The sequence below is a fragment of the Streptomyces sp. NPDC050732 genome (genome assembly GCF_040654255.1).
Classification (GTDB): Bacteria; Actinomycetota; Actinomycetes; order Streptomycetales; family Streptomycetaceae; genus Streptomyces.
In genome coordinates, this window is record NZ_JBFAHP010000031.1 from 1 (window position 1) to 25,558 (window position 25,558).

Annotated in this window: 28 protein-coding genes and 1 pseudogene; all 29 read right to left on the reverse strand. The window is 67.8% G+C overall.

All coding sequences use genetic code 11. The features are described 5' to 3' along the window. Positions 1 to 175: 175 nt before the first annotated feature. The 29 genes and pseudogenes from AB0H82_RS25945 to AB0H82_RS26085 all read right to left on the reverse strand — a co-directional run bounded on the left by AB0H82_RS25945 (position 176) and on the right by AB0H82_RS26085 (position 25,298). Positions 176 to 775: a hypothetical protein gene (locus AB0H82_RS25945; protein ID WP_362996656.1), complete on the reverse strand. Its 600-nt coding sequence runs from the start codon at positions 773 to 775 to the stop codon at positions 176 to 178. A gap of 18 nt (positions 776 to 793) precedes the next feature. After that, a complete protein-coding gene (locus AB0H82_RS25950; RefSeq protein ID WP_362996658.1) occupies positions 794 to 1,075 on the reverse strand; it encodes a hypothetical protein in 282 nt (93 codons plus the stop codon). 37 nt (positions 1,076 to 1,112) lie between these two features. After that, positions 1,113 to 1,460, reverse strand: coding sequence for a hypothetical protein (locus tag AB0H82_RS25955; protein WP_362996660.1), 348 nt, complete (start codon positions 1,458 to 1,460; stop codon positions 1,113 to 1,115). 88 nt (positions 1,461 to 1,548) lie between these two features. Then, entirely contained in the window at positions 1,549 to 2,052 is a 504-nt protein-coding gene (locus AB0H82_RS25960) for a hypothetical protein (protein WP_362996662.1), read from the reverse strand. A gap of 168 nt (positions 2,053 to 2,220) precedes the next feature. Then, positions 2,221 to 2,904 (reverse strand): hypothetical protein, encoded by a 684-nt coding sequence (locus AB0H82_RS25965; RefSeq protein ID WP_362996664.1) that lies wholly within the window; start codon positions 2,902 to 2,904, stop codon positions 2,221 to 2,223. Beyond that, positions 2,901 to 3,125, reverse strand: coding sequence for a hypothetical protein (locus AB0H82_RS25970; protein ID WP_362996666.1), 225 nt, complete (start codon positions 3,123 to 3,125; stop codon positions 2,901 to 2,903). The genes AB0H82_RS25965 and AB0H82_RS25970 overlap by 4 nt, the downstream gene beginning before the upstream one ends. After that, positions 3,122 to 3,466, reverse strand: a complete 345-nt coding sequence (locus tag AB0H82_RS25975) for a hypothetical protein (protein WP_362996668.1) — start codon at positions 3,464 to 3,466, stop codon at positions 3,122 to 3,124. The genes AB0H82_RS25970 and AB0H82_RS25975 overlap by 4 nt, the downstream gene beginning before the upstream one ends. Continuing rightward, positions 3,463 to 3,897 (reverse strand): hypothetical protein, encoded by a 435-nt coding sequence (locus tag AB0H82_RS25980; protein ID WP_362996670.1) that lies wholly within the window; start codon positions 3,895 to 3,897, stop codon positions 3,463 to 3,465. The genes AB0H82_RS25975 and AB0H82_RS25980 overlap by 4 nt, the downstream gene beginning before the upstream one ends. A 127-nt stretch (positions 3,898 to 4,024) precedes the next feature. Continuing rightward, positions 4,025 to 4,342 (reverse strand): annotated as a pseudogene (locus AB0H82_RS25985) (HU family DNA-binding protein); the annotation flags it as partial. Between the two features lie 41 nt (positions 4,343 to 4,383). After that, positions 4,384 to 4,749: a hypothetical protein gene (locus AB0H82_RS25990; RefSeq protein ID WP_362996672.1), complete on the reverse strand. Its 366-nt coding sequence runs from the start codon at positions 4,747 to 4,749 to the stop codon at positions 4,384 to 4,386. Positions 4,750 to 4,767: 18 nt separating this feature from the next. Next, positions 4,768 to 5,226 (reverse strand): hypothetical protein, encoded by a 459-nt coding sequence (locus tag AB0H82_RS25995; protein WP_362996674.1) that lies wholly within the window; start codon positions 5,224 to 5,226, stop codon positions 4,768 to 4,770. Next, positions 5,223 to 6,722 carry a DNA cytosine methyltransferase gene (locus tag AB0H82_RS26000; protein WP_362996676.1) on the reverse strand — a complete coding sequence of 500 codons (1,500 nt, stop codon included), beginning with the start codon at positions 6,720 to 6,722 and terminating at the stop codon, positions 5,223 to 5,225. Before AB0H82_RS26000 ends, AB0H82_RS25995 begins: the two co-directional genes overlap by 4 nt. Before the next feature lie 64 nt (positions 6,723 to 6,786). Then, on the reverse strand, positions 6,787 to 6,942 hold the full coding sequence (locus tag AB0H82_RS26005; protein ID WP_362996678.1) for a hypothetical protein: 156 nt from the start codon (positions 6,940 to 6,942) through the stop codon (positions 6,787 to 6,789). Then, positions 6,939 to 7,154, reverse strand: a complete 216-nt coding sequence (locus AB0H82_RS26010; RefSeq protein ID WP_362996680.1) for a hypothetical protein — start codon at positions 7,152 to 7,154, stop codon at positions 6,939 to 6,941. Before AB0H82_RS26010 ends, AB0H82_RS26005 begins: the two co-directional genes overlap by 4 nt. Further along, positions 7,154 to 7,807: a hypothetical protein gene (locus AB0H82_RS26015; protein WP_362996682.1), complete on the reverse strand. Its 654-nt coding sequence runs from the start codon at positions 7,805 to 7,807 to the stop codon at positions 7,154 to 7,156. Before AB0H82_RS26015 ends, AB0H82_RS26010 begins: the two co-directional genes overlap by 1 nt. Positions 7,808 to 7,887: 80 nt before the next feature. After that, positions 7,888 to 8,316 carry a hypothetical protein gene (locus AB0H82_RS26020; RefSeq protein ID WP_362996684.1) on the reverse strand — a complete coding sequence of 143 codons (429 nt, stop codon included), beginning with the start codon at positions 8,314 to 8,316 and terminating at the stop codon, positions 7,888 to 7,890. Positions 8,317 to 8,417: 101 nt separating this feature from the next. Further along, positions 8,418 to 9,398, reverse strand: a complete 981-nt coding sequence (locus AB0H82_RS26025) for a helix-turn-helix domain-containing protein (RefSeq protein ID WP_362996686.1) — start codon at positions 9,396 to 9,398, stop codon at positions 8,418 to 8,420. A gap of 90 nt (positions 9,399 to 9,488) precedes the next feature. After that, positions 9,489 to 10,619 carry a PD-(D/E)XK nuclease family protein gene (locus AB0H82_RS26030; protein WP_362996688.1) on the reverse strand — a complete coding sequence of 377 codons (1,131 nt, stop codon included), beginning with the start codon at positions 10,617 to 10,619 and terminating at the stop codon, positions 9,489 to 9,491. Between the two features lie 31 nt (positions 10,620 to 10,650). After that, positions 10,651 to 11,742, reverse strand: a complete 1,092-nt coding sequence (locus tag AB0H82_RS26035) for an AAA family ATPase (RefSeq protein ID WP_362996690.1) — start codon at positions 11,740 to 11,742, stop codon at positions 10,651 to 10,653. A 22-nt stretch (positions 11,743 to 11,764) separates the two neighbouring features. After that, the gene (locus tag AB0H82_RS26040; RefSeq protein ID WP_362996692.1) at positions 11,765 to 12,109 is read right to left on the reverse strand and encodes a hypothetical protein; all 345 of its coding nucleotides are present in this window, start codon (positions 12,107 to 12,109) and stop codon (positions 11,765 to 11,767) included. A gap of 218 nt (positions 12,110 to 12,327) precedes the next feature. Further along, positions 12,328 to 12,915, reverse strand: coding sequence for a hypothetical protein (locus AB0H82_RS26045; RefSeq protein ID WP_362996694.1), 588 nt, complete (start codon positions 12,913 to 12,915; stop codon positions 12,328 to 12,330). An 821-nt stretch (positions 12,916 to 13,736) separates the two neighbouring features. Then, entirely contained in the window at positions 13,737 to 13,991 is a 255-nt protein-coding gene (locus tag AB0H82_RS26050) for a hypothetical protein (protein WP_362996696.1), read from the reverse strand. A gap of 28 nt (positions 13,992 to 14,019) precedes the next feature. Then, entirely contained in the window at positions 14,020 to 14,868 is an 849-nt protein-coding gene (locus AB0H82_RS26055; RefSeq protein WP_362996698.1) for a peptidoglycan-binding protein, read from the reverse strand. A gap of 39 nt (positions 14,869 to 14,907) precedes the next feature. Then, the gene (locus AB0H82_RS26060) at positions 14,908 to 15,228 is read right to left on the reverse strand and encodes a hypothetical protein (protein WP_362996700.1); all 321 of its coding nucleotides are present in this window, start codon (positions 15,226 to 15,228) and stop codon (positions 14,908 to 14,910) included. A 1,006-nt stretch (positions 15,229 to 16,234) separates the two neighbouring features. Beyond that, a complete protein-coding gene (locus AB0H82_RS26065; RefSeq protein ID WP_362996702.1) occupies positions 16,235 to 18,160 on the reverse strand; it encodes a hypothetical protein in 1,926 nt (641 codons plus the stop codon). Further along, positions 18,157 to 19,245 (reverse strand): hypothetical protein, encoded by a 1,089-nt coding sequence (locus tag AB0H82_RS26070; protein ID WP_362996704.1) that lies wholly within the window; start codon positions 19,243 to 19,245, stop codon positions 18,157 to 18,159. The genes AB0H82_RS26065 and AB0H82_RS26070 overlap by 4 nt, the downstream gene beginning before the upstream one ends. Then, complete coding sequence (locus AB0H82_RS26075) at positions 19,245 to 20,177, reverse strand: hypothetical protein (protein ID WP_362996706.1); 933 nt, start codon at positions 20,175 to 20,177, stop codon at positions 19,245 to 19,247. The genes AB0H82_RS26070 and AB0H82_RS26075 overlap by 1 nt, the downstream gene beginning before the upstream one ends. 13 nt (positions 20,178 to 20,190) lie before the next feature. Then, positions 20,191 to 21,081 carry a hypothetical protein gene (locus AB0H82_RS26080; protein WP_362996708.1) on the reverse strand — a complete coding sequence of 297 codons (891 nt, stop codon included), beginning with the start codon at positions 21,079 to 21,081 and terminating at the stop codon, positions 20,191 to 20,193. Then, on the reverse strand, positions 21,081 to 25,298 hold the full coding sequence (locus tag AB0H82_RS26085; protein ID WP_362996710.1) for a phage tail tape measure protein: 4,218 nt from the start codon (positions 25,296 to 25,298) through the stop codon (positions 21,081 to 21,083). Before AB0H82_RS26085 ends, AB0H82_RS26080 begins: the two co-directional genes overlap by 1 nt. Positions 25,299 to 25,558: the final 260 nt, after the last annotated feature.

A 25,558-nucleotide genomic window follows, 5' to 3' on the forward strand; every position in this document is an offset into this window, starting at 1 on the left:
ACGGGTGACGCGGACGGTGCTCCCGGAGACGGCGCCACCGGGGGTGATGCCGCCGGGCGCGCGCGGCGCGCCGCGCGGGCGGGGGCGGGGGCGGGGCGGGGGCGGCGCGCCCGCCGGGGGGGGGGGGGCGCGGGGGCGGGGGGCGCCCGCCGGGGGGGCCCCGCCACGGACGGGGTCAGCAGCCTGCGCGCCTCGTGCGACGGAGCATCGCGGCGGCTTCTTCGGTGCGCGCGGCGGCGGACAGGGCGGCATGTAGCAGCAGCTCGGCCAGGTCCTCCGCGGTGATCTGCGCGAGGATGTCGGCGAGGCTCAGGTGGCGTTGGTGGCGCGCGCGGAACGGGTATCCGGTGGCCAGCATGAGCACGATGCCCGCCACGAGCTGGTCGGTCTGCTCGTCGCCGAGGCCGAGTTGGCGGCCGATGCGGTGAATCGCGTCGGGGTTGCCCACGAGGACGGTCGCTGGGACGGCCTGGTGGGCGCGCTTCGCCGCTTCCATCTCTCGCTGCATGTGCGCCTCCCAGCTCAGGCGGGCGTCGGTTTCCCGGCCGTCGGCCATCAGGGCGCTGGCTATGAGGGTGGCCCTGAAGCGGGGCGTGGGCAGGGCCGCTTCCATGTATTCGTCGGGCGTGAGTCCGGCCCGGCGGACGGCAGGGTTGTGGGACTGGGTGCGGAAGTGCTCCAGAGTGGCGAGCAGCGCGCTTTCGGCGGCTGCGGGGTGGACGCCCAGTTGGCTGACCAGGCTCGCGCAGAGAATCTGCGATCCGATGGTGTGCATGTCCGTCTCCAAGGGGGTCTAGTTGGTGCGGTGGTTGGCGGCGTTGTGAGCGTTGGCGGCGGCCAGTCGCGCCGGGTTGGCGACGAGTTCTTCCGCCCAGATGCGCAGGGCGATGTCGCTCGCGGCGTCGGCGTCGGGCGCGGTGATGACGTAGGCGTGCTGTCCGGCCGCGGTGAGCTCGGCGCACCGGGCGTCCTGGGCGTCGGCGTCGGTGGGCGCGGGCTCGACGGCCTCGACACGCATCTCGGCAGGGTTGGGCTCTCGGTAGATGACCCACCACGTGGGAATCGGGCTGCTCACGGATCTCTCCTTTGGTTGCGGTGCCGTCGGGCGGGGTTCAGTCCTGCGCCTTCGGCGGGGCGTAGTGGATGAGGAGTTCGGCGATCTCCCGGGCGATGTGATCCATGAGGGTGCGGATCTGCTTCGTGTCGCCGCCCAGGTACAGGGCCAGGTCGAGGACTTGGGGGGCGGCGGCGTAGTCGAGGAGCTGCCGGTACTGGTGTCGGCCGAGCGTGCTGAGGTCGCCGGGGCGCAGCGCCCAGGCCGCGATCGCGGCGCTGTCCACGAGGTGTGCGGCGGCACGGAGGGTTGCGTCGTCGGGTGCGCGGGTGAGGATGACGAGGGACATGGCGCCGAGGTGGTGTTCCGGGGTGTTGATGACCGGCGTCGTGTGGTGGGTGGGCATGGGTGCCTCCGGGTCGGGGCGACCCCCAAATGCTTCTTTTCTATGGGCATTCGGGGTGTGGTGCGCCCTTGGTCAAGACGGGAGCGAACTAGTGGGGGGGCGCGCCAGAGCCGTGGCGCCGCCGAGCCCCCGGCCCGGCCGGACGGCCTTCACGCGCCGCTGATGCAGAGCGCGAGGGTTGCAGCGATCGCTGGAGCGTTCCGATCGTGCGCGGGGCGAGACCCCGCGGGTTGGAGGGCAGCGGTATCGCGATGCCGCGGGGGTCCGGTAGGGGGTGGACGTAGAAGTAACCGGGCGGGTGGGTGCGGAGGTTGGCCAGTCGGGCGAGGAAGGACACGTCCCCGGAGAGGGAGTCCCATGCCGCGCCCGGCTTCTTGAGCGGGTCGAACTGGAGGAGGAGTCGCCCGTCGTCGCCGTGCAGTCGCCACAGGGTGCACTTCCCGCTGTCAGTCTGCGTGGCGACGATCGTCCTGATGCGCGGCTCGATCCCGGCTGCGGTCACGCTGAGGCGTCTCAGAACCGCCCGCGAGAGGTCGCGGGTGGCCAGGCAGACCTGGCGGTCCGCGAGCGGACAGGGGTCGACCGGTGTCACGTGTGTCCTCCTTGGCGTAGGACCGCCCGGCGGCCGGGGTGTGATGTCACCGGCTGCCGGGCGGAGTTCGGGTGGGGGCTTCGACTTCCCCCTCTTTCGCGGTTCTATTCTATATGCATTATGGGGGTTTGCAATATTTCGGGTGAATTTTCTTTCTGGGGCGGTGAGCTATTTCCTCAGCTCAGGTGCCGATTCGCCCGGTGGCAGCTCTCGTACGTGAAGGACGAGGCGCGACCCGCTCACCACGTGTCCGATCCTCATATCCGGCCCGACGACCCGCGTGTGGTCGTCGTCCTCCAGGACACCCTGGTCCACGAGGCCGTCGACGCACGCCTTGAAGCTGGGGTACCAGTTCGCCGGGTCGCGGCGCTGCCGGTCCTCGGGGTGCAGTACGCCGATGATGTGGGCTCGCTCCAGCGACGGGAGTCCTCGCGACGCCGCCCAGGCCGCTCGCCTCAGAACCCTGGTGATGTCGGCGCGACGGTGGTGGAGCCGTTGGTTGGAGTTCAGCAGCAGCAGCCGCGGGGGCAGGGCCACTCGGAACCGTCGCCCCGGCATCCCGTCGAACCAGTCCGTCACCTCGGCGGCGGGTTCCTGGAGCTGGGGCGGCGCCGGCGGGCCGGTGGCCGGGGGTGCGTCCTCGGGCGCGTATCCGCTCTTGCGCCTGTTTCCCGTCCCGGTCACGGCTGTGGGGTGCAGGCTGGAGACGAGGATGAGGCGCTGGTGAGCTCCGGTGGCCGCGTCAGCGACCAGGGCGCGCATGTCCCCTTCCTCGTACCGAACGATGCGGATGCGGGCAGGGTCCTGCGGGTGGCAGGCCGCGAAGATGCGGCCGTTGCGTATGTGGTTCATAGGCGTTCCCGGTTGACCAGGGTGTCGAGCGTCCTGGCGGCGACGGCTGCGGGCCAGAAGACGATGACGACAGCGAAGAAGAGCGCGGCAGCAACGGGCCTCCGCTCGGCGGCCATGCGCAGCAGTGGTTCGTCAGCGACCACCGCGGTGACGCAGGCGGCCAAGAAGATGATCCCGACGAGCCAGGTGACGAGCACGAGCGCGCAGAGCAGTCCGGTCACGACCCGCTCTCCTCGTCCGGCCGTACGGGGACGATCCTCAGCACGCCAGCTCGGGCGAGGCGGAGCGCGAGGGAAGCCACCCGTCCTCTCGGGTGGGCGGCGAAACCCGCGCAGATCGCGGGAGCCTGGGTCCCCAGTGTCTGGTGGCAGACGATGTGTCCTTCCTCTGCCACGGCCTTCTTGAGCATGCTCGCGACGCGGCCCGGTTCCAGGTGCATGAGGTTGCCCGGCCGGAAGATGCACGTCGTACAGCGGTCGCCGCACACTCGGACGCTCCAGGTCTCCGGGTCGGCGACGTCATGGCGTAGCCCGTCGGCCGAGTACGTGTCGGCACGGTTCACCGGTCGGCTCCGCCGGTAGCAGCGATCACGGCTTCGCCGGTCGCCGCGAGGAGCGTGTGCATGCACACGGGCCACAACTCCGGGTCGCTGGAGGTGTAGGCGGCCTGGAAGAGCGCCAGGGCGGTGTCCGTGTCGTTGTTGAGGTAGGCGGCGATGAAGCGCGCCGCGAACAGATGGTGCGGCGGGACGACGTCCTCCGGCCGCAAGCCGCCGACGGTCCGGATGCCCCAGAAGCAGTCGTGGCAGTGGGAGCCGTGCATCTTCGTCAGAGCCGCCTTGGCGACGGTGGCGATGCCGCAGGCAACCCCGTACATCATCGACGGCGTCTGCGTGGCCGCCAGTCTGGCGAGGATCTGCGCGGACTCCTCGTGGCTCCCCTCCACCCAGCGTCCGACCGCTTCCCAGACTTCGTCCGCTATCTCGTCGTGCATCTGCGCACCTCTTCGTTCGTCTTCTCGTCGCGGTCGGCCGCGGTCGTCTCTCGTTCGTCGGGCAGCATGGGGGCCGCCCCGGGTCGTTCCCGGGGCGGCTGCGGCGGACAGGTCAGGCACGGGGCGTCTTCGGGGCCTTCTTGATGGCGCTGCCCTCTTCCGGGAGCGCCTTGGTGCCGTCGACCAGGGCCTTGAAGGACGCTCCGGGGCGGAAGCGGACCGCGCGGGTGGCGTCCACCTTCACGAGCATGCCCGTCTGCGGGTTGCGCGCGATTCGCGCCGGACGGTCCACGGGCTCTATCGAGCCGAAGCCGGTCACACGGACCCGCTTGCCCTCGGTCACCGCGCGGACGATGGAGTCGAAGACCGCCTCCACCGCTTCTGCGGCCAGAGTGCGGGAGCCGATCTTGGCGGCGACGTCCTCGATGAGAAGGTTCTTGTTCATGACTTCCTTGCTGCGAGTTGGGAGATGTGTTCGGTCGGAGGTCAGGCGGCGGGCTCACCGAGCGCCAGGGCCCAGTGGTGGGCGGCCTGCGGCACGTAGGCGACGGCCTCCACAGGGATGTCCGCGTACGAGCCGTAGGTGCGACGGCACAGGTAGCCCTGGGCCGTCGTGGCCGGACTGGTGTGCGAGTCCGGGTCGCTGCTGCCGATCAGGTGCGCCCACCGCTCGTAGACGCCTTCCTGTGGCTGGTGCATGTGCAGCCGCACGCCCATGCCGTACTCCACGCCGTCGTGGAAGATGGCGGCGAACTCGATGCTGGGCGCGGGCAGATCGGGGTTGAGCTGCGCGATGAGCGCCACGGCCGCGACCGGGCCGAGCAGTTCGCGCATTGATCGGTTCTGGGGCATGTGTCCTACTCCTGCAGATCAGGCGACGTCGGGGAATTCGAGCTGCTGAGCGTCGGAGTCGTCCTCGTCGTCCAGCGGGTTGGGCCCGGGGCGGTAGAAGGGCTCGCACTGCGGGCACTGCTGCTCGACGGCGCGGCGGTGTGCGCGCGACCCGGCAGCGGTACCGCACGACTTGCGGATGACCGCCGGCGGCAGCTCAGACAGGTCGGCGTCGGGGAGTGCGTGGATGATCACTCCGTTGAGCCAGATTCGGCCGCCGCACACGCCGTCGAAGTCGTTCTTGGCCGGCAGGACCTGCCGAATGCAGGCGGCTCGGTAGTGGCAGCCGCCGCAGACGTAAAGGACGGGTTCGCAGATGGCCACCAGGTCCTTGCCCGTCTTCCAGCGGTTGTCGGCCACGGCGAAGTCGGGATCGCCCCAGCAGGGGGCGTGGTCGGTGACGTGCGTCCCGGGCAGGGCGCTGCGAGATCCGGTCACAGGACGGGCTCCAATCGCTGGCCTATCCACCGCGCGACGTTGACGGAGACCGCGTTGCCTGCCTGCATGGTCTGTTCCGCCTGGTTGCCGTAGACGACGTACTTCGCGGGGAACCGCTGCCCTTCGAGCTGTTCGCGGGGCTTGAGCATGCGGAAGAAGCAGTCGTTGATGTCCGGGGCGGAGCGGACCAGTGCGGCTGAGTCACGGGTGGACAGGGTGTGGACAGGTTCGGCGGCCGTCTTCACCGCGCTCTTGCGGTACGGCACGACGAGGGTGTTCCGCGCCCGCTCGGGCACCCGGCCCGCGTGAGTGACCAGGCCGTGGTGGTTGCCCTGGGCGGTCACTCCGCTCAGCGGGTTGCTCGCTGGGCTGGCGGTGGCGTGGTTGCGGAATTCGACGATGAACGGGTCCACGGTCAGGAGGGCTTCGCTCTCGCGGGTGGTGCGGGTGCGCAGCGGCACGTCGACGGGAACCGCGTCGGTGTTCCATGAGCCGCCGGTCGGCACCAGGAGGGCGTCCCCCTGCTTGGCCGTGCGGGTCGGAAGCGGCCGGTCCTCGACGGCGTAGGCGCGGTCGCCGCCGTCCTTGCCGTGGGTGAGGGTGATCGAGCTGGGGCGGTAGGGGTATTTGGCGAGTCCCGCGCGGATGCGGTCCATCGTGGTGTCCACGAGGGGCTTCTTGCGGTCGCCGATGCGAGTGCCGAGGTCGTCCCAGTTGATGATGTCGCTGGCCGGGCGGACGTACGGCTCGACCATGGCGTGACGGCAGCGGCTGTTGGGGCAGCGATAGATGTAGTCCCGCCGGTACTTCCCGATCCGTACGCCCTCGACGTTCCACGACTGGACGGCGTACACGTCCTCTCCGCAGTCCACGCAGGGCGCGAGCGGCCTGGGCTCCAGGTCCGGCTTGCGCATGGTCTTGCGAGTGAAGACCACGTACATCCGGTCGCGCCACTGCGGGGCGCGCAGGTTGACGTCGTCACCGATGTGGGCGCTGCTGACGCACACGATCTGGTACTGGTATCCGAGCAGTTCCATCGCTTCGAGCCACTTCGGGAACAGGATCCAGTCCAGACCGAACTCGACCACGTTTTCCACGACGATGGCCTTGAACCGCTTGGCCTCGGCTGCCCGGACGACGCACCAGCCGGTGACCCTGGTCCGTTCGAAGGCGTCCTTGGTCAGGGCCTCCCAGTCCTCTCCGCCGTCCTCGATGAGGTCGAGCAGATCCATCTGGTTGGTCTCACGCCGCCGCCCGCCCGCGGGGCTGATCTCGGTGCAGATGACCGATGCCCACAGGACATCGGCGTTGGGCAGGTAGCGCATCGGGAAGCCTGAGATGTCGATGCAGGCGTGGTCGGCGGTGCGGTGGTTGGCGGCGTGTGTGTCGATGGCGAGCTGCCAGTGGTTGATCCCGAGGATCAGTTCGTAGCCGGCTTCCACGAGTCCGGTGCTGCTGCCTCCTGCGCCGCACAGCAGGTCGATGACTTTGGCCATGGTGTTGGTCGTTCTCCCAAGAGGTCTGCGAATGTCCGGCCCGGGGTGAGCGGGCCGGACAGGTTCAGCGGTGGGCGGCGTGGCGGTGGTGTTGCTCGCCGCAGGTGGTGCACCTGGGAAGCCGATTGCGGGCCTCCCAGCGCAGGTCGTCGACGACGAGCACGGCGAGGCCGGCGGCGGTGCCGATGGCGAACGCGAGCAGCGCGAGGAGGACTGTCATCGCGTCACCAGCTCGTCGCGGGCCGGGCAGGGCTGCATGAGCTGCAAGCAGGCGACCAGCACGGCGTGGGCGTCGTTGTTCTTCAGCGCGTTGTCCAGACCGGCTTGTACGCGGACTCGCTCCTCGTCGTTCTGCACGTGGGCGATCACGCAGGCGCAGGAAGGCTTGGAGGTGTCGGCCGCGCTCGGCTGGGTCGCCTCCGCACCGGGCATCAGGCGCTCACCTGGCCGACGTGGGCGAGGTAGAGGGTGATGATCTCGCCGTTCAGCTCCCAGACGGTCAGCGGCCAGTCGGTTCCGCCCTGCTCATGGATGCGCCGCCAGCCGCGCTTCGACAGCTCGTGGGTGAAGTAGCCGTACTCCTTGACTGCCGCGTTCCGGTCATCGAAGGGTCCGTTCACGAGCTTGCTGATACGCCTGTGCTTCGCCGTCACGCCGTCGAGCTGGACGGACATGAGGTCGATCAGCGTGGGGGCAAGACGGCGCTCGGTGACGAAGTTGGTGATCGCCTGGATGAGGGGGGCGACGTTGTTGCCGTGCTGGGAGTGCTCGCCGTCGACGGTGGAGTCGTAGACCTGCTCGTCGACGGTCGGGGTGTCCTCGTGGGCGCGCCTGACCTGCCAGCCCTCGACCTCCGTGGGGTCGAGAGGCAGTTCCTCCACCGAGGAGATCCACAGGTGCGATCCGTCGGTGAGCTGCGCGGTGATACCGAACATGCCGCCGCTGATCTCGACGTCGGCGACGAGCGGAATCCGCCGCAGCGCGGTGATGACCGGCTCGTAGGCGTTCCACAGCTTGCGCCACAGCGGGTCGTCGGTGTTGCCGTGCACGGGCATCGGGGCCATCTGCGCGAGGTCGTTGCTCACGGGGTTTCTCTCCAAGAGGTCTAGTGCGGCCCAACAGTACAGAGTTGGGATCTATTTCGGAACCGATTGAAACGCCTGCTTTAGCAGACGGGGGGCCTCCTGCGCTGCTCGCGCGCACCGCGGGCGACGGCGGTCAGGATCGCCAGCTCGTCGGCGCGCTGCTGGGCCGCGTCGGCGATGCACCGGGCCTGGTAGGCGAGGCTGCGCGCCTGCATGAGGGCGTGGTGGTTGTCGCGGGGGTCGAGGTGGATCTCCGCGCCGCCGATCTCGTTGAGGAGTTCTGTGATGATGTCGTCCCGCATGTGCTCGGCGTGCCCGAGTCCGTCGAGGTCGCGCTCCCGCTCAGCCTGGTCCTTGAGGTCGGCGATCTGGATGAGCATGTCACCGACGCCTTCGGGGTCGTCGCGATAGAGGTCGGCGAGGATGCGGATCTGCTCCTGCGCGGCGGCGCTGCTGTCGAGCACGATCGCGCCCTTGCGTGCGCGGCGGAGGGTGGGCAGGTAGCTCATGTCGTCCTTTCGGCCGGAGGGGCTTTCCCCCTCGTTCTGGTTCTATTCTATATGCAATACCAGGGATGTCCAGATTCCTGGCGAAATAATTGTTCGGGAGCCTAAGTTTTCTGCTGCCTGCGCGCCTTGGACCCGCGCAAGGCTTCACGCGCGGCCCTTCGCGCTGCCTCCACCGACTCCGGGCGCTCCTCGACCCGTTGACGGCGGCTGGCTGCCTCCTCGCGCCACTCGTCCCAGAAGCGCCCATGCTCCTGGTGCTCAGCAGCCTTGGCCTCCTCCCGCTCTCTCTCGCGCCCTGCGCGCGGGTTGGTGCCGCATCCACGGCAGGAAGCAGCAGGACAGCCACGGTGGCGTGCGCAGCCCTTCTGCGGCACCTCGCGGTCAGGCGTCGGGGTCTCTGCCGGAGCGTTCGCGGACTCCCCTACGGCGTCAGCCGTGGGGGCAGGGGGGAAAGGAAGGACAGAGGAAGGACCAGGAAAGGAAGGGGTTCCACCGCTGGAACCCAGTGGGTTCCCCCCGTGAAACTCATCGGGTTCCACCGGTGGAACCCGGCCCTCTTCTGCCTTCGGGTTCCCCCCGTGGAACCCTGCCTCTCCCTCTGGGTTCCCCTGGTGGAACCCTGCCTCCACCTGCGGCTTCTCAGCCCTTTGTTGCCGTTCTGCCTCACGCGCTTCGACGTCCTGGTACGTCATGGCGGGTTTGGCCGGAGCCGAACGCACCAAACCGGAGCGGGCCTTACGGGGGTTCTTGGGAGCTGCCTTACGGGCCTCCGCAGCCGCCTTGAGATCCGGCGTGGTCGGCGTGGGAGGTACACCGAGCGGGAAGACGCGGTAGACGGCGGTCCGACCCGCCTTGCCGGTCTCGACTCGTTCGACGAGGCCCTTGGCTATCAGCTCCGTGACGATGGTGATGGCGCGCTTGTCGGTCACGCCGACCCAGGCGGCAAGGCGGGTCAGGCCGGGACGCGCGAGACGCGTCTCATCGTCGGCGCTGTCCGCGATCTTCATAAGGGCGAGTTTCTGGCTCTGGCTGAGCACGTCAGGCGGCAGATACGCCGCGGCGATCATCAGTTGGATGGACACGGTTCCCCTTGGGCGGTACGGGCATGGCGGCAGGACGGGGCGCCCCGCCCGTGGTTCACGGGCGGGGCTGAGGAGTCAGGGGGTTCCGGGTCAGGCCGGCCCGACGTTGATGACCGGGGCCGTCTTCTTCCCGGTCTTGCGTCGAGGGACGGGCAGCCCGGCCGCCTTGAGGTTCTTCACCATGCGATCCGCGTCCGGCTTCATCGGCACGGGGATGCCAGCGACCTCATGAAGGTCGACCATCGCCTCCACGTCGTCCTTCTCCTCGTCGTTCCCGCCGCGCCAGGAGAGCTTGTTGGGCCCGTAGATCCCGGCTGGGGACTGGTCCAGCTTCTTGCGTGCGAAGGTCTTGATCCGGTTGCCTTCGCTCGCGAGTTCGTGACCCTTCACGTAGTCGATCAGCGCCTGTTCGCGGTCGGCGTCGTTGTGGATGAGCGCCGTCTGCTCCGGTACGCCTGGGGCCGTCCCAGGCCAGCACAGGGAGCGGAAGGGGCAGTAGTCGCAGATGGCGTCGAGGCCCGGCCCGTTGAAGTCACGCGGCATCTCTTCGGGGTCGCTGGTCTCGCGCACGCGCTCCACCCACCACTGGGCCTCAGCGGCCCGCTGGGGGTCGAAGTCGATCTCCTGAATGTGCTCTGCGCCGCTGTCGCGGTTGATGAACCGGAAGCGGATGCGCCCGATGTCCAGCGGTCCGAGTCGGGACAGGTACCGCTGGCCCGGCACGTTCTCGAATCCGACCTCGTGCAGCGCGCCCGCGTACAGGTGGACCTGGCGCAGCTCGGCGGCCGTGGCACCGTAGCGCAGGACGCGGTCCCACATGTACGTGGACTTCGTCTTCACGTCCTCCACGGTGAGCACGTCGGCGGGTATCACCGGTCTGTGTCGCGCAGGCAGGCGGGCGGCGGTTGCCGCGTCGAGCTGGACGACGTCGACGTGCCCCCTGATCAGGTCGTCCTGGACGCTGCGCTCGACCAGCCATCCGAATTCCGTGCGCGCCGACTCCAGCAGGCCGTAGTGGATGAACGTGCCCAGGATCGCGGCGCGCTTGTCGGCGTGGTCGGTCGGGGTGACGCCGTGGAGGATGTAGGCGGCCCGTCGGCCGCATACGGTGTCGGATGCCCCGAGCTGGGTCTGAAGAGAGCGGGGGCGACGGGCGTCGACGTCGTGGGCCGCGTTCCAGATGGACGGCGCGATGCCGTCGGCGATGGTGGCTACGGACATGGGAATGCTCCAAGAGGTGAGTGTGGGCCGGTCACTGCTCGGCGTCCGAGTCCTGCTCGGCGGCCTTCCGCTTGGCGGCGGCGCGGAGCTTGTCGGCGTCGGTCAGTGGGCCTTCGCCCATCTCCGAGCGGGGGTTGTCCAGCTCGGCCGCCCTTTGCTCGGCGGCGGCCCGAACGGTGGCGATCTCCTCCCGGCCGAGGCGGTTGGCCGGGTCCGGGACGGAGCGCCACAGCGCGCCGAGGGCTTCTTTGTCCTTGAGTTCGGCGATGCGGTTCAGCCACGGCTGGACCAGGTCACCGGTGAGCGCGGGCATGATGCGCGGCTGGGATTCGACGGAGCAGCCGAGCTTGTTGAAGACCAGGTCCTCGATGCTGAAGTCCCGCAGGCTCAGCGGCTTCCTCTGCTCGACGCGCATCCGCAGGGACCGGACCTTGATGATCTGCGGGTCGGCGTTGCGCTTCATCCGCACCCAGCAGGTGGAGTCGAAGCCCAGGTCCTTCTGGGCCGACACCTTCCACTCGCTCTTTCCCTGGATCGGCTGGCCGTTGTCGTCCGTGGCACTGACCTGCTTACCGCGGGCCAGCACGATGGAGATGCCGGGCAGGGTGCGCAGCAGGTAGACGATCCGGTTCCACCGTTCCAGCGCGTCGTTCCACAGGTTCCGGCCGATGTCGTATGCAGCGTCCGGGTCCTCCTGGAGCAGCGCACGGTTCTTCCGTGTCCTGCGGCCCCGCTCGTACGTCCAGTTGGTGAGCATCCTCCACAGGGCTGACCCCGAGTCGATGGTCAGGACGACCGGCGGCTCTCCGGCTGCCGCCGCGCGCCGCGCCTCTGCGTGCACGGCCTCGACCTGTTCGAGGATGTCCCGGTAGGTCCCGTCGTGTTCGATGATCAGGTAGTTCGCGCCCTCGATGGCCGCGTACTCGTCGGCCGATCCCTCATCGAGGTCGATCCAGTACATCTGGCCGATGCGCTCACTGCTGGAGAACTGGGCCGCCGAGTAGGTCTTGCCGGCCCCCTCCTCCCCCTCGATCAGGAGGAGAGGCCACGGGACGATGCCCGTGGGCTTGCGAGTCTTGAGTTTGATGACGGGCGGCTTGGTAGCGCCCGCTGCTGCGTTCACGATCTGGCTCCAAGAGGTCGTGTCAGTCCGTGCGCAGAGCCCGGACTTCAAAAAGCGGTGCCCACTCCGGGTGTTCGGCCAAGAGGAGCCGGACGTACCGGGAGCGGTAGTCGTTGTTCAGCGCGAACTCGTCGCCTCGGGTCGCCGCGCCGTACTGGTAGCGCAGGAGCTCGAACAACATCCCGATGCCGATGCGGCCGAACCCCTTCTCCGCGCAGTCGGCGGTCATCCGGACCAGCGACCGGAGCACCCAGGGGTTGAGTGCGTGGAACGCCTCGAACCGCTGCTGGATGGTCAGGTTGCCGACGTTGGCGGGGTGGCGAACGGGCTGGATGGTGCCGAACAACGGCGATTGTTCGATCAGCAAGGCTCTCCCCCTCAGAGATAGCACACTCACTCTGGAGTGTTGGAATCTATCTCTGGCCAAGAGGAATGTCGATCGACAACCTCCCCGATCCCACACCCGGCGGCCCCCTGGAAACCGGCATCCTTACCCCCAACAAGTAGAAGCGCACCCCAACGAGTGCGCTTCTATTCTATATGCAAATAGGGCTTAGAACAAGAACAAGTCGCCCCGTAGCGGGCTCAGTTGGTGGACTTACCGGCGGCCCTTCCTCGCGGCACGATCCTCGCGCCGGGGCCCTCGTAGGTCCCGTCGCGCAGCGCGGCGAGGACCGTTTCATCAACCGCCCAGTCCACGTTGCGGGCACCCGCCTGGAGCGCGGGCACATCCGCCATCACCGGCTCCAGGAGCCAGATCGGCGATCCGGAGAGGGTGTAGTCGGCGGCGCGAAAGCGACTCGTGCTCACCGCCTTCCTCAGCAGGGCGCCGGACGGCAGGCCGAACAACGCCACCAGCTCGGCTTGGCCCACCAGCGGCGGAAGCTGACTGACCTCGCCGACCCAGTAGCCCGGACTCTGCTCCTTCACCAGCCGCGCGAGGACCGTCTCATTGAGGTGCTTGGGACGCGGAGTGGTCTCACCGAAGCCTTTCGCGAACTGGAGTAGCCAGTAGGGTGATCCGCTGATGATCTTCGCGTACCGGTAGTCGAGCGTGTGGTCACGACTGATCCACTGACTGACCTGGAGGCGCTTGACGTCATACAGCTCGGCGAACTCAGCCCCGCCGGCCAGGTACGGCTTCCTCACCGATGGCCTCTGATCCTCGGTCACTCCATCGCCTCTCGCTCACGGTACGTCTGCATATAGATTGTAACCAGTGTGCGAGCGGAGTCTGTATCCCCAGGGGACCAGGTAGTGTGGGTGCTTCCAAGAGGTCGAAGGCCCCCGTCGCGAGACGGGGGCCTTCTTCCATGTTTGCTCAAGTGCCCGTCGGCGTCAGGAGCGGGTGAGGGCTGGGCGGGAGCGTGCTTGGCGTAGGGGAAATGCGCTCTCCCGGACCGTTCTGCCCCCTGTCCGGGGAGGAGGGTAGGGAGTAGGACGTTCCGGCTGTGTCGAGCTCCCCTCCGCGGCCGGTGCAGTCCGACCGTGGGTGTCGGCGTTGCGGGAATGCGTCGGCACCCACGGGAACTGGCGGCCCGAACCTGGCATCGCGCGTACAAGGGGCAGCGGCGGTGGGACGCTTATGTGTCCGGCCGCCGCCAGGTGCGGCGGCGGCCGGGTGCGCGAGGCACCGAGGCTCCCCCTCGGTCGGGCCTCGCGCGAGGTGCCCTCCGGGTGGCGGGGCCGCGGGAGTGCCCCGCCGCCGCCTGGAGGGCAGGGGCTGGAGCCGCGTCGTCGGCGATGCGGCTCCAGCTGGCCTCACAATGACGGTCACGGCCCGGGGTCCGGGAGCCTGGGCCGGGCGTTAGCCCGGTCCTCTGGATCGAGAGTAGACGGGCGACCAGCGTGATCGGTAGCGCAGTCCTGGTCAGGCCGTCTGGAGAGCCGTCACTGGGCGGAGAGCGGCCAACCAAAGCCCCGCGCCCCAGAGCCACACGCAGCCTCAACAACCCACGGCTGGGGCTCAAGTACACGTTTTCACGCCGGTCCGGTCAGGTCCTCGGCAGCGAGAACTGCGAGTTCTCGTACTTCGGCGGCCGGGCGTAGCCCAGCAGCCAGCCGAAGCGGGGCGACACGTGCTCCTCGGCGAAGCGGAAAGCTCCGTAGTAGACGAAGATCACGACCGGAGTGAGGACGCCGGATACGGCGGTCGCGTCCAGGTCGAGGCCGTGCCGCAGGGCCACCGCAACGAGCCAGCCGACCACGGCCGGCACCCCAGTGCGCAGAAGGGATGCGTACAGGTTCATGGGTTCTGCTCCTTGATGGGATCGTGGGTCAGCCGAAGAGGCGGGCCCAGGTCTGAGGGCCGGGGAGGCCGTCGGCGTCTGACCCGCTCCACTTCTGTGCGAGCTGGAAGTCCCTGACGTTCAGGCGGTCGGCCTCGCCCCAATCGCGGGTCGGGCCCACGCGGTAGTGCTTGCCGAACCCACGCCGGACGAGCTGCTGACCCAGGAGGAGGATCGAGGCGTTCGACTTGCCGGGGCCGAAGGCACTGCGGCCGGGGAACGGCGGCGGTCCCGGCTTGGGCCCCGGGTCCGTCCCGCCGGGCCACCTAGGCATCGGGCCCGGGTCGGTATGCCGGTTCTCGGGCACCTGGCTGTGACCGTAGTGCCCGCCCCGCGTCTCCCACGTGCGCTCGCTGCGGTTCGCGTTCCAGGTGGGCGTGCCCATCGGCCATACGTCGGGGACTCCCCAACTCCTGGCCCAGGCCAGGATCTTGTCGAGCCCCTGGGCCGGGGTGTCCCGGACGGTCGCGTACGTCTTCCCGCGCACTCGGCAGTAGGGGAAGAACAGCGTCTCGATCTGGAGGCACACCTTCCCGGTCCGGTTCGTACGGGTGCCGCCAGCGGCGTCGACGACCGACTTGGAACGGCTGTTGGCTGGGTAGAACTGGGCGGTCCGTCCGGTGAATGGGTCCCACAGGAGGTGGGGAGCGGCCCCGCTGCCGCCGCCCGTGAAGTACCGGACGAGCTGGCCGAAGGGGACGAGGTCGGCGGGCTTGGTCGCCGTGCCGTTCTTGTCCCAGGTGATGTGCCAGATCACGCGGGGCGCGTACTGCTTATCGGTAGGTGCGGTGTCGCCGAGCGGGTGTCGCTCGGCACCGGGGAGCCAGAGCTCCGGCATGGCGCGTCCTGCTTCTCCCCCGCGCCGTGGTGTGTTGGCCTACAGTTCGAGCACGCTGACGAGGATGGCGACAACGACGCCGACGACCACTGGGGCGACGAGGGCGGTGAGCGCCAGGCGGCGGGCACCGCGGGCTGCCTCCCGCTCCGTTTCCCAAGCACGACCCAGGCCCTCGACGTCATCTTCGAGGCTCTTGATCCGGATCTCGTCTGCGCGGCGGTCAGCGTCGTACTGGATCTTCGTAACCATCTCTGCAAGCCGGGCGCCGAGTTCAGCGAAGTCGGAGCGCAGGTCATCGCGCATCTGCTGCATGGCACGCAGCAGCTCCCAAGGAGTGGGGTCTTGGTTCGGCGCGGTCACGGAGGTCCTCCATCGTGGCCCCACGCCGTGCCTCAGTTTAGGCGCTTGCGACAACGCTCAAAACCCGAGTCTCCACCGAGGCGCGTGTACGAGATCAGCAGGGGTTCAAACAACCCGCCGCGAATCTGCCTGAGTAGAGCCGCCAACCAATGGTTGACGGCCCTTTCCAGCACCACCGCACCAGTCAGGAGAAGTTCCGCGGTCGAGTGCGTGACGCCGAGAGGCAACGGTCAATGCACATCTGCCGCAGGCCGGCTAGGGCAACTCATGTGCATTCACACGTCAAGATCGGCATTAGCACCTTTCGCTGGCATTTCGCGTTATCGAGTGCGACAGGTAATACTCGGATACCCAGCCGTTAATATCCGTTCCGGCGATTCGAACGTGCCACCAGTGGGGGTTGCCATGCACCGTGTTGCCGGTATCCCAGCAGTGCGCATAGACTTTCCTGTTACTGAAGGCACCGATTATGTCGCACATAATGTGCGGACCTTTACGCATATTGACGCCGGTAGCAGTAATCGTTCCCGAATCTGCACTAGCATTGCGCCAAGAATGACTACAGTCATTGAGTGGGGCAGGTGTTGCAGCTGTGGCCGTTGGCGCTATGGCCAGGGTCCCGACGGCGATGACTGTAGCGGCTGCGCCTGCCAGTAAGCGGTGTGCCACATTCCCTCCCGGGTGAGTACTTTCCGTCCGACAGTAGTTTCCGAAGAGGACAGTAGAGTGCCTCACCTCCGTACCGCAATAGGGCGGCCTCATACGGCAATAACGGCGCGATGCAGTCCACTTAGTGGCAGCCAGAGGCGGAGGATTCCAGCGTCAGTGCAGGTCCTCAATGGGGTGATTGCATCGCCCACATTGCCCCCGGTAGACGGGCGGCTCTTGGTTCTCGTAGTACAGCCCCTGATAGGGGATGCCCTCTGCCGGACAACCCGGAGTCCGGCAAACCGCTGTCAGGACCGCAGAGGGCCAGTCGGCCGGTTCGACGGAGTGCGTCAAGACTTCAGCTCCCGATGATGAGGTAGGCGATGGCGGTTGCTGTGCTGTTGCTGCGCTTCACCCACACCGTCAGACCCGACTCGCTTACGTTGGTGACAGTGCACTCGTCCACTGTGCCCGGGACCGAAGATGTCGCAGTGACGAAGCCTCGGTGATCGGTACCAGCGACATCGAGACCGCTGACAGTCACCGACGTGGGAACGTTCGCGGTCGGCGTGACCGAAGCAGTGCCCGTGACGATGTTGGGAGCGGTTAACACGCCCTCCCTGAAACGCATTTGGCGTGCCCCGCCATGAACGGTGATGCCACTCCCTTTGACGATGATGGAATGGAAACCTCGGCCCGCTCTACTGCCTCGTGCGCCGTACAGCGTGATCTCTGAATCCCCGTTGGGGCCACCGTTCTGCACGGTGATGTGCGCATGCCCGTCGAGCTGGTCGGACGGCTCGATCCTGACCCGTCCCTGGCCGTCCACTTCGGGCGACCTGAGCGTGATATCAGCACGTGAGCCACCGACGAGCGGAGATTCAACGGTGATTTCCGGTTGGAGCCAAGAACCCATGTTGAGGACGTCCGACCTGACACGTCCCGGTGCAACCTCTGCCTGGGAGCCGGAGTGCATCTCCAAAGCGGGTTGACCGTTGCGCGTCGCCGGATTCAGGACCAGGCGCCGACCGGTGCTTGCTGTCTGCACGATGGCGCCGGTGACGGTCTTGCCGTTGATGGCGTCAGCGTCGAGATGCTCAGCTCGGACGGAGCCTGCGGCCAGATGGTCGACCGTGACCAGCCCTGTCTGGACCGCAGTCACTGACACCCAGTCAACCTGCATCGTCCCGGTGCTGTTGCCGTAGTTGAGGCGCACGTACGGGCTGATGAACCGCACGTTGTTGTGCATGGTCCCGGGGGACCTCAGGTCCCGGTTCGGCCCTCCCGTGCCGACGTCGGCCCGGCCGCGCACGTATCCGGTGTACGTCGTCCATCCCGCTGAGGCAGCGACGCCGGCGCCCGCGGCCGCGCAGTAGTTCTGCGTCAGCAGAGACGGTTCACCGTTGCGGTTGACCGGGGTGGAGCCGTCGCCGGCGTAGCCCAGCAAGCCCAGGTACACGGTGTCGGGCGTGGCGGGATCGGCTTGGGCTGTCGTACGCACGCGTACGGACACGCGGTACAGCGTCGACGGCTCGTAGGGGATGCGCACGCGTCCGCCGAGGGAGACGGCGCCCGTGGCCTGCCCTACGGTTCCCCCACTTTGGGCCTCGGCAGATGCGACTACAGTCCATGAGGCGTTGGAACCGAGACCGGTGACGAACCAGCTGGTCGAACCGAACGACGCATCGGCGAAGCCTTGGGCGACGGAGTCAGCCAAGGCGCCCGAGAGGTGCGGCAGTTGAACGGCACCACCGGCAATGTCGCTATGTCCGGTCCGGCGGGGGACGACTGCGCTCGCTGCGGAGGGGCTACCGGGGATGCCGGAGGTGTTCAGGGCGATGAGGCGCACCCACACGGTCTCGTACGCGCTGACTCCGATCGTTACGGCAGCACCTGATGCGGCCTCGATCGTGGCGGTGGGATTGCGGACGTCCGGGGCGGCCGCCGCGTCGGGCAGCACGTGGACCTGGACGCGGGACAGGTCCAAGGGTGCCGACGCCGCGTCGGTGAAGGCCCCGTCCCAGGTGACCTTGATGGCGGCCAGACCTGCTTCGACGAGGGGCGGGCTCGGTCTGGGCGGGGGTGTCCCGTTCACCGCGGTGATGCCGGTCGTTCCGTCCGGTTGCACGCCGACGATGCCCGTGAGGACGCCGTCGCGGTTGTGCACCTCGACGGCCCCGTCCTCGATCGACGAGTAGGCCAGCTTGGCTGTTCGGGACGTGCGGGCGAGCTTCCGTTCCAGTGCGGCGACTCTGGCGGCCAGGTTGGCGATCTCCCTGCTCATGCGGCGCCTCCGTAGGTGAAGCGGTCGGCGCGCCGGAGCTGGATTACGGCACGCTCGCTTTCGTCCGCGCCGGGGCGGATCTGGTAGGAGACGATCCGCGACCACATGTCGTAGTCGGCCCACTCGTCGTGCACGCGCACACGCACCTCGTCGCCGATCTGCCATGATCCGATCGGTGCGGCGGGATGGTCGCGCACCGTGATCTCTGTGACCTCGCCGGTCACCTGTCGTGCGATGCGTTCGGTGCGGGCCCGCGCGGCGAGCCGGTCCTTGCCCTTTTCCGAACTCACCTCGAGTACGTGCTCCAGGCGCAGGCGGCCGTTGCGTACTGCGTTGATGGCCCGCCGCCGGTTGCGGCCCTCCCCCGCGCCGAGCCCGATGACGACCTGGGCGGCTTCGTCGGCGTCGTACTCCACGGAGACGCTTTCGATGATGTTGACACCGGTGGTGAAGGCGAGATCCCTGCGCCTGGTGCCGAGGCGGGGCCAGCCGATTCGGATGCGGTGACGGGGCCTGTTCCCGGCCCATGACACGGCTTCGGTCCATTCCGGGCCGCCTTCGACCTGGACCATGTCCTCGATGATGTCGCCGAGCACTGGCGCTTCCCACCAGTCGATGCTGTAGCGGTCCGCGGGGGTGCCGATCTTGGCCTTGGAGGTGGTGTCGTCCACGACCACGCCGAGGTCGCCGTCGGGCTGCTCCTGGAGGTACGCCCATACGTCGCGGATGACGCGGCAGGGGTCGGCGTTGACGTAAGGGCCGCGGCCGCCCAGGTTGCCGTGCAGATCGTGACGGCGGTGCGGGTAGGAGCCCGGCCCGGCAGCCTCCACCTGGAGTTCGGAGCCTTCCGGGGTCGCCCGCCAGACGAGGCCTCCCCACATCAGGCGCCCGTCGCGCTCCACGTAGAGCCAGGTGTCTCCCGCATCGACCTGGGTTCGTACGAGGGTGGCCAGCCGCGCTGCGACCGAGCCGGAGAACGAGCCCGCGGCCGACAGAGAGGGGCCGAACTCCACGCCGCTCATCGGCAGATCCCAGGCGAGCACGTCGCCCGTCAGTGCCCGCGCGGTGATGTAGCGGTAGGCCATCAGCGCAGGCCTTCGCTGAACTCGATGTCCAGGATGATCGACGTGCCGGCGTCGACCGACAGGTTCCCGGTCTCCTGCTTGTACATGTAGGTCTGCAGGTACAGCGTCTGTGTGGTGCCGCGCTGGCCTGGCGAGATGCTGATGTTGTCGGCGATGACGACGGTCTGGCGGCGGACCGGGGTGCCCTGGTTGTCGTCGATGAGGGTGTCTTGGCCGCGGTCGTCACCGATGACGATCTGCATCTTGGCCCAGATGTCGTTGTCGAACATGCGCAGTCCGGCGATCGTGACGATCGCCTTCGCCGATGTCGCCCACGGGGGAATCGGTATCTGCCAGGAGGCGGCGGTGGGCCACTTGTGCCACTTTCCGTCCTGGTAGGTCAGCTTGGACAGCGCCGACGGGAAGGAGGTGTGCAGCCGTCGGTCTCTGCGAGCGTTGGCTATGCGACGCAGATCGGTGATCATGCTGTCGGTGACGGTGGCCGTATTCGGCGGGAGGCTGATGCGGGCCAGCGGGATCGCCGTATGGCCGGACGGAGCGGAGGTCTCGGTGGAGGACACTCCGGACACCACCTCGTAGTGGCCGATCGCGTCGATCATCGGGTCCAGAGTTCCCTCGTACTCCGGGTCCTCCACCCGCAGGATGACCAGATCGGTGCGTGCGTTGCTGCCGGTGGGCGCGATGGGCACAGTGGTGTCGCCGACGTTGAACAGGGTGTAGGAGCCCTGGGACCTGGAAGTGGCGCCGGTGATGATCGCGGCGCCGTCCCCCACACGCACACCGTCGCCAGGCGTGACCAGTTGCCGCACCCGCAGATCGTCGCCCTCGACAACGCCTTGTGAGGCGCGGGCCAGGTTGCGGGCCATCATGCGCATCACGCGTGCTGAGTGGGTGGCCCCGTTGACCATCAGGGGCGGCTGGATGAGAGCCATTGCCGTGCTTCTCCTAAAGGGCGGTGTAGGCGTCGCGCCAGGCGACGGTCAGACGGGTGGCGTTCGTGTAGTCGCTGCCGGTCCAGGACATGCGCGACCAGCCGTCGGGGAGCGTGAAACGGTCCAGTCGTGACGTGCGGGTGAGGGCGAAGCTGGCGTTCGCGCCGTCGTGCAGGACCCACCGGGTCCCTGGCCGGGTCTCGATGCGCAGCGTCTCGTCCCTCTTGATCGAGTAGTCGAGGGCGATAGTGCGGCCGGTTGCCTCACAGTCGATGCGTGGGTTGCTCACGGGTCCCTGGATCGTCAGCGAAGGCCAGGCAGGAAGGTCACCGTCGTTGACCGCCCACCCATTGCGCCGCTCGGGTTCCACCACGCCGGTGGTGATCGGCGCAACGAGGGGGGCCGTGAAGCCGACGCGCTCGGTCGAGATCGACAACGGCAGGGAAAGGGTCTTCTCCGGCTCCCCGTGCCAGCGGGGGTCGGTCGCGGCGAACTCCAGCGTGATCGGGATCCACCCGAAGTTGACCTTGCTCATGGTGGCGGTCTCCACCCTGCGCACCCGTCCGTACAGCCGACGGGTGCTGTCCCGGCCCGGCCACCGCACGCGCAGCACCGCCAGGTCCCCCGCGTCGCGACGGATTGACGGGGTTGCTGCGGCACGGTGCAGTTCGGCCAAGGCATCAGTGGCCGCGGCCGGGTCTCCCGGTGTCCTGATGCCTGCCTCGATCGTCACAATTCTCGGCTGGTAGTAGTCAGCGCCTGGGAATGCTCCGTCGTCGCTGGCGAGTTCGACGTCTTGAGTGCGGAGTTCGGGAGTGCCAAGGCCGCTGATCTCCGAAATGAGGTACGGGGTTCCAGGCCCCATGGGGACGCCGGCGAAGTTGATGGCGATCGCGGTGGCCATCAGATACGGCCTCCCCGCTGGGCGTTGCGGAGGCGGCGCATGACTTCCACGCCGACTCTGTCGGCGGCCGAGTGGTCGGCGTTTCCGTTCACGGTGACGGGCATCGAGCCGACGAGCGCGGCGGGCCGCTCGCGCACGACGACGACTTGGGTGCCCCCAGTAGGGCGGGCGTCGATCAGGCGCATCGGGCCACTGACCCCGGTTCGGGTCAGCTCGTAGCCGAAGCGTGTGGCGACGTCGCGCAGGACCGCGGTCGCCGAGTTGCGTTGCGCCCCGCCCAGGGGGATGAACGCCTCTCCTTGCGTCTGGGGCTCGGCGAACTTCACCAGGCCGTTGCTGGTGGCGTAGATGCCGGGAGTGAGGATGCCGCCGTTGAGGTAGGCGAGGCCCTTGGATGCCTTGTCGAGGTCCTTCAGGAAGCGGCCGGCCTTGGTGCCGAGCGCCCCCTTGATGCGTCCTCGCCCCAGGGTCGCGACTTCGATGATGCGGTCCTCGTCCAGTTCGGTGGACTCGGCGACGTCGTGGATGCCGGTCTTGCTGCTCTTGATCGCCCGGATGATGGCCACGAGGTCCGGCAGGTCGTCGTCGGGGATCGCCTTGCCTGCTGCCTTCGCGGCCTTGTTCGCCTTCCGGGCCTTCGACTTGGACTTGACGGCCTCGGCCGCCACATCTTCCGCGTCCTCGTCCGCCTGGTCGGCGAGCATCTCCGCCAGGTCACCGAAGCCCATCGCGGTGAGCTTCGAGAGGTTCTTCTCGAAGGCGCTCTGATCCTTGACCGCTATGCCGAGCTGCCGAGTGAAGTCGCTGAGACTGGCCTTCGCGATCGCGCCCAGCTTCTCCAGATCCTTGGTCATCGACTTGATGTACTTGCTCGACCCGGTGGCCATCTTGCGAGTGAGCTGGACACCGTCCTCACCCATGGCCTCCAGGGCGTCGGCGACATCCTGGCCTGCACGTCTGGCGACCGTCGCAAGGTCCTTGCGCCATCGCGCGGCCTGGCGGGCCGCCCGGTCCAGGTTCTTTTCGAAGAGCCGGAGGTCGAAGATCTCGACATCCTTACGGTTCTTGCCCCTGCCTCGCTTCACCTTCCGCATGGAGTCCGAGTGGATCGAGGAGACATCGGCCAGTTCCGCGCGCCCGGAAGGCGAGTAGGACCATCCGGACAGGCCGCCTTCGGCGTACCACTGGACACCCTTGCCGCCCAAGCGCCGCACGGTCTCCTCGGCGATCGCGCGGGAGCGGCGGCGTTTGCTGTGGGCGAGCGGGATGTAAGCCTCGCCACCGGTGGATTCCTCCGCCCACACCCTCCAGGTGCCCGCTCGGGCGATCTGCGCGACATGGTTCTCGCGCTGCCGGACCCCGCCGTCGGCGTAATAGTCGACCACTCCGCCGTTGGCATGCTTTCGGGCCTGGATGGAGTCCGGGACGAAGTTGGCGTCGCGGTCCCACGAGGTGGGCGTGGCCTTGCCGATGATCGGGATGTGGATTGCGGCAGGCCGGTTGACGCTGAGCGTGATGGTCTTGCTGCCGGGGATCCTGCTCACGGACATGCCGATTCCGTCGAGCTGCGTTTGCACGGCCGCCATGTCGCCTGACAGCAGGGCGCTGGTCAGTGCGGCGGCCGCCGCGGTTCCCTTCTGCTGGGACACGGCGACAATCAGGCTGAGCATGCCGGACCACTCGGCGTTCGACTGCGAGCCAGCCGACCTGAAGGCGCCCACCACAGCCGTCAGGTCAGGGGCGCTGATCGGCATGTCCGCCCCGTACAGGTAGCCGAGCTGGGTGCGGATCTCCTCGACGTCGCCCTTCAAGAAGGACTGCGCGAGGGACGCGGACACCTCTTTGCCGTGCTTCGCGGCCACATCGGAGAGGAGCTTCATGCCCTTCTCCATTTGCACTGCGGCGGCTTTGGGGAGCTTCTTGGCGGCCTTGGACATGTCGGTGACCGTCATGTCCTGCATGACCCGCGCGAGCTTGCCCGGGTCGTTGGTCGCCGCCGCGTCAGACCACGCCTCTGCGACCTTTCGCCCGTACTTCGCGGAGATCGCGGGAAGTTGCTCCAGGCCGGCGCGGAAGGCGGGGGTGGATCGGGAGGCCGACTCCTGGATGATCGACTCCAGCTCGTCTGCGACTCTGCCCTTGCCGTTGTGGAGCTGTTTCACCAGCTCGTCGAGGATCGGCGCCGAGTCCGGCCCGAGTTTGGAGAAGTGGTCGGCAAGGTCCAGTCGTCCTTCGGCCGCCAGCATGCCAAGGTTGTGCTGGAAGTCGCGCTGCGCCTTGAGCTGCTTGCGGAGCTCCTTCACGTAGTCGACGAGCGATGCCTTGGAGGCGTCGGCGGACCGTCCGGCCTTCCGGTTGGCTGCCGCGACATTGTCCTGTGCGGCCTTCCACGCCTTCGCCGGGTCGACGATCGACTCCAGAGTCTTGGCCATCGCCTCCATCTGCTCGGTGAACTGCGGTGCGCCGTTCTTGTCCGTCGGCAGTGACTGGGTGATGTCCCAGGCCCCGGCTGCTTCCCGCCGATTCGCCTTGATCTTGTTGTTGACGATGGCCATGTTGGCCGCGAGTTCGTTCTCCTTCTTCACCGCGTTCGACCAGATCTTGTGCTGCTTGTCCAGCACGTCCTTGGCCCGGTCGAAGTCGATGTCGTAGGTGTAGGTGCCGCCAACGACCTCCCACGAGGCGGCCTTCTTGGACGCCAGCTCGTCCTTGAGGGTTTGTAGCTTCTTGCCGCCGGACGTGATGGCGTCGATGGCGGTGTTCACATCGACACCGGCGTCCTTGAGCTTCTTCACGTCGTCGCCGTTGGTCAGCTGCTCAGTGAAGATGCGCAGGCCCGCCCCCTGCTCGCCTTCCTCCCGTTCCTTGCGGAGGGCACCTACGAGTTCTTCCGTCGCGGCCTTCGCCTTCTGCTTGCTGGCCGAGTACATCGCGTAGGCGCCGACGCCCACCGCCAGCAGCGTGGTGAGGCCCGCAACGGCAATCCCGGTGCCGCTGAGCACGGCCGGGAGCATGGAGCCGCCGGCGCGCGCGGCGGCGAGCTGGGTGCGGAATGCGGCCAGCTGAGCCGAGAACCGCAGGAACGCGGCCTTGCCCAAGAGAGCGACCGCCGACAAGGTGACCAGGACACCGATCAGGGACTTCACCGGGCCAGGCAGGTCGTTGATCGCTCCGGCCACGACATTCGCGGCCTCGCCGATGCTCTGCAGAGCGGGGAGCAAGGCACGGGCCATGTCAATACCGAGAGCCTGCGCCTGGTTGCGGAAGAGACTCCACTGCCCTGCCGTGGTGTCCATCTGGATCGCGTACGCCCTCTGTGTCGCGCCCGCTCTCTCGACCTCGACGCTGATGCCCTTGTAGGTGGCCGCGTAGTTCGCCCCGTCGGCGGCGGACAGCGCCAAGGCGGCTCGCACCGCGCGGATGTCCTTCAGCAGAGGGACCAGCTTGTCGGCGCTGCCACCGGTGGCATCACGGACCTTCTGCATGACGACGTACAGGCCGTCCTGCTCAAGAGCAGCAGCTGCGGACTCGTAACCGAAGCCCTTGATCATGTCGTTGAGCTCGCGGGTGGGCTTCATCATCCGCGTCATCAGCATGTTGAGCGCGGTCACGGCCTCTGCCGCGGGGATACCGGTCAGCGTGACCGCCGCCAGCGCCGAGCTGATGTCGTCGAATTCCACCCCCGCCGCGGAGGCCATGGGTATGACGTCGCCGAGCTGCTGGGCCAGCTCGTCGAAGGACACAACGCCGTAATTGACGGTCTGGAACATGACGTCCATGACGTCAGCGGCGTGGGAGGCGTCCATGCCGTACGCCTTGAGGACGCCCAAGAGGGCGCGGGCGGACGTTTCTGTCGTGGTCAGGCCGGCTGCGGCGCCGCGCGCAGCGACCCGCAGGATCGTCATCGCGTCGGAGCCGTCGAAGCCGGTCGAGACGACCTGGTACAGGCCCTCGGCGAGCTGATCGGCGGTCTGTGGCAGCTGTGTGCTCAGCTCGACGATCTGGTCAGTGAACTGCTGGATGTTGGCGTTGTTGATCTCCTTGGAGATCGTCATCACGTTCGCCATCCGCTTTTCGAGCTCGATGGCGTTCTTCACACCGATCAGGAACGCGCCACCCAGAGCTGCGCCCATCACGGTGAAGCCAGTGACCATGGCCCGTCGCGTCTGGTCCGATCGGGCGGCCAGCTGGTTGAGGTCACCGTCCAGACGGCGCACGTGACCGCCGAATGCGGTCACGTGGCCTGCCGCCGTCCGAAGACCACCCACCAGGCCTGACACGCCAGCGTGAATCGAAACGTAAAGGGAGTAGGCCCCGGCCACCGGTCATGCCTTCTTCCTGGGCCGCAGCCCAACCTTGACCCCACGCCCTTCAGGTCCCTCAGGAACCTGTTCTTGCTCCATGGCGATCAGCTCGCAGCCGAGGCACCGATGCGTCTCGGTGACGTACGCGAACCGATCACCACCTGCACTCTCGT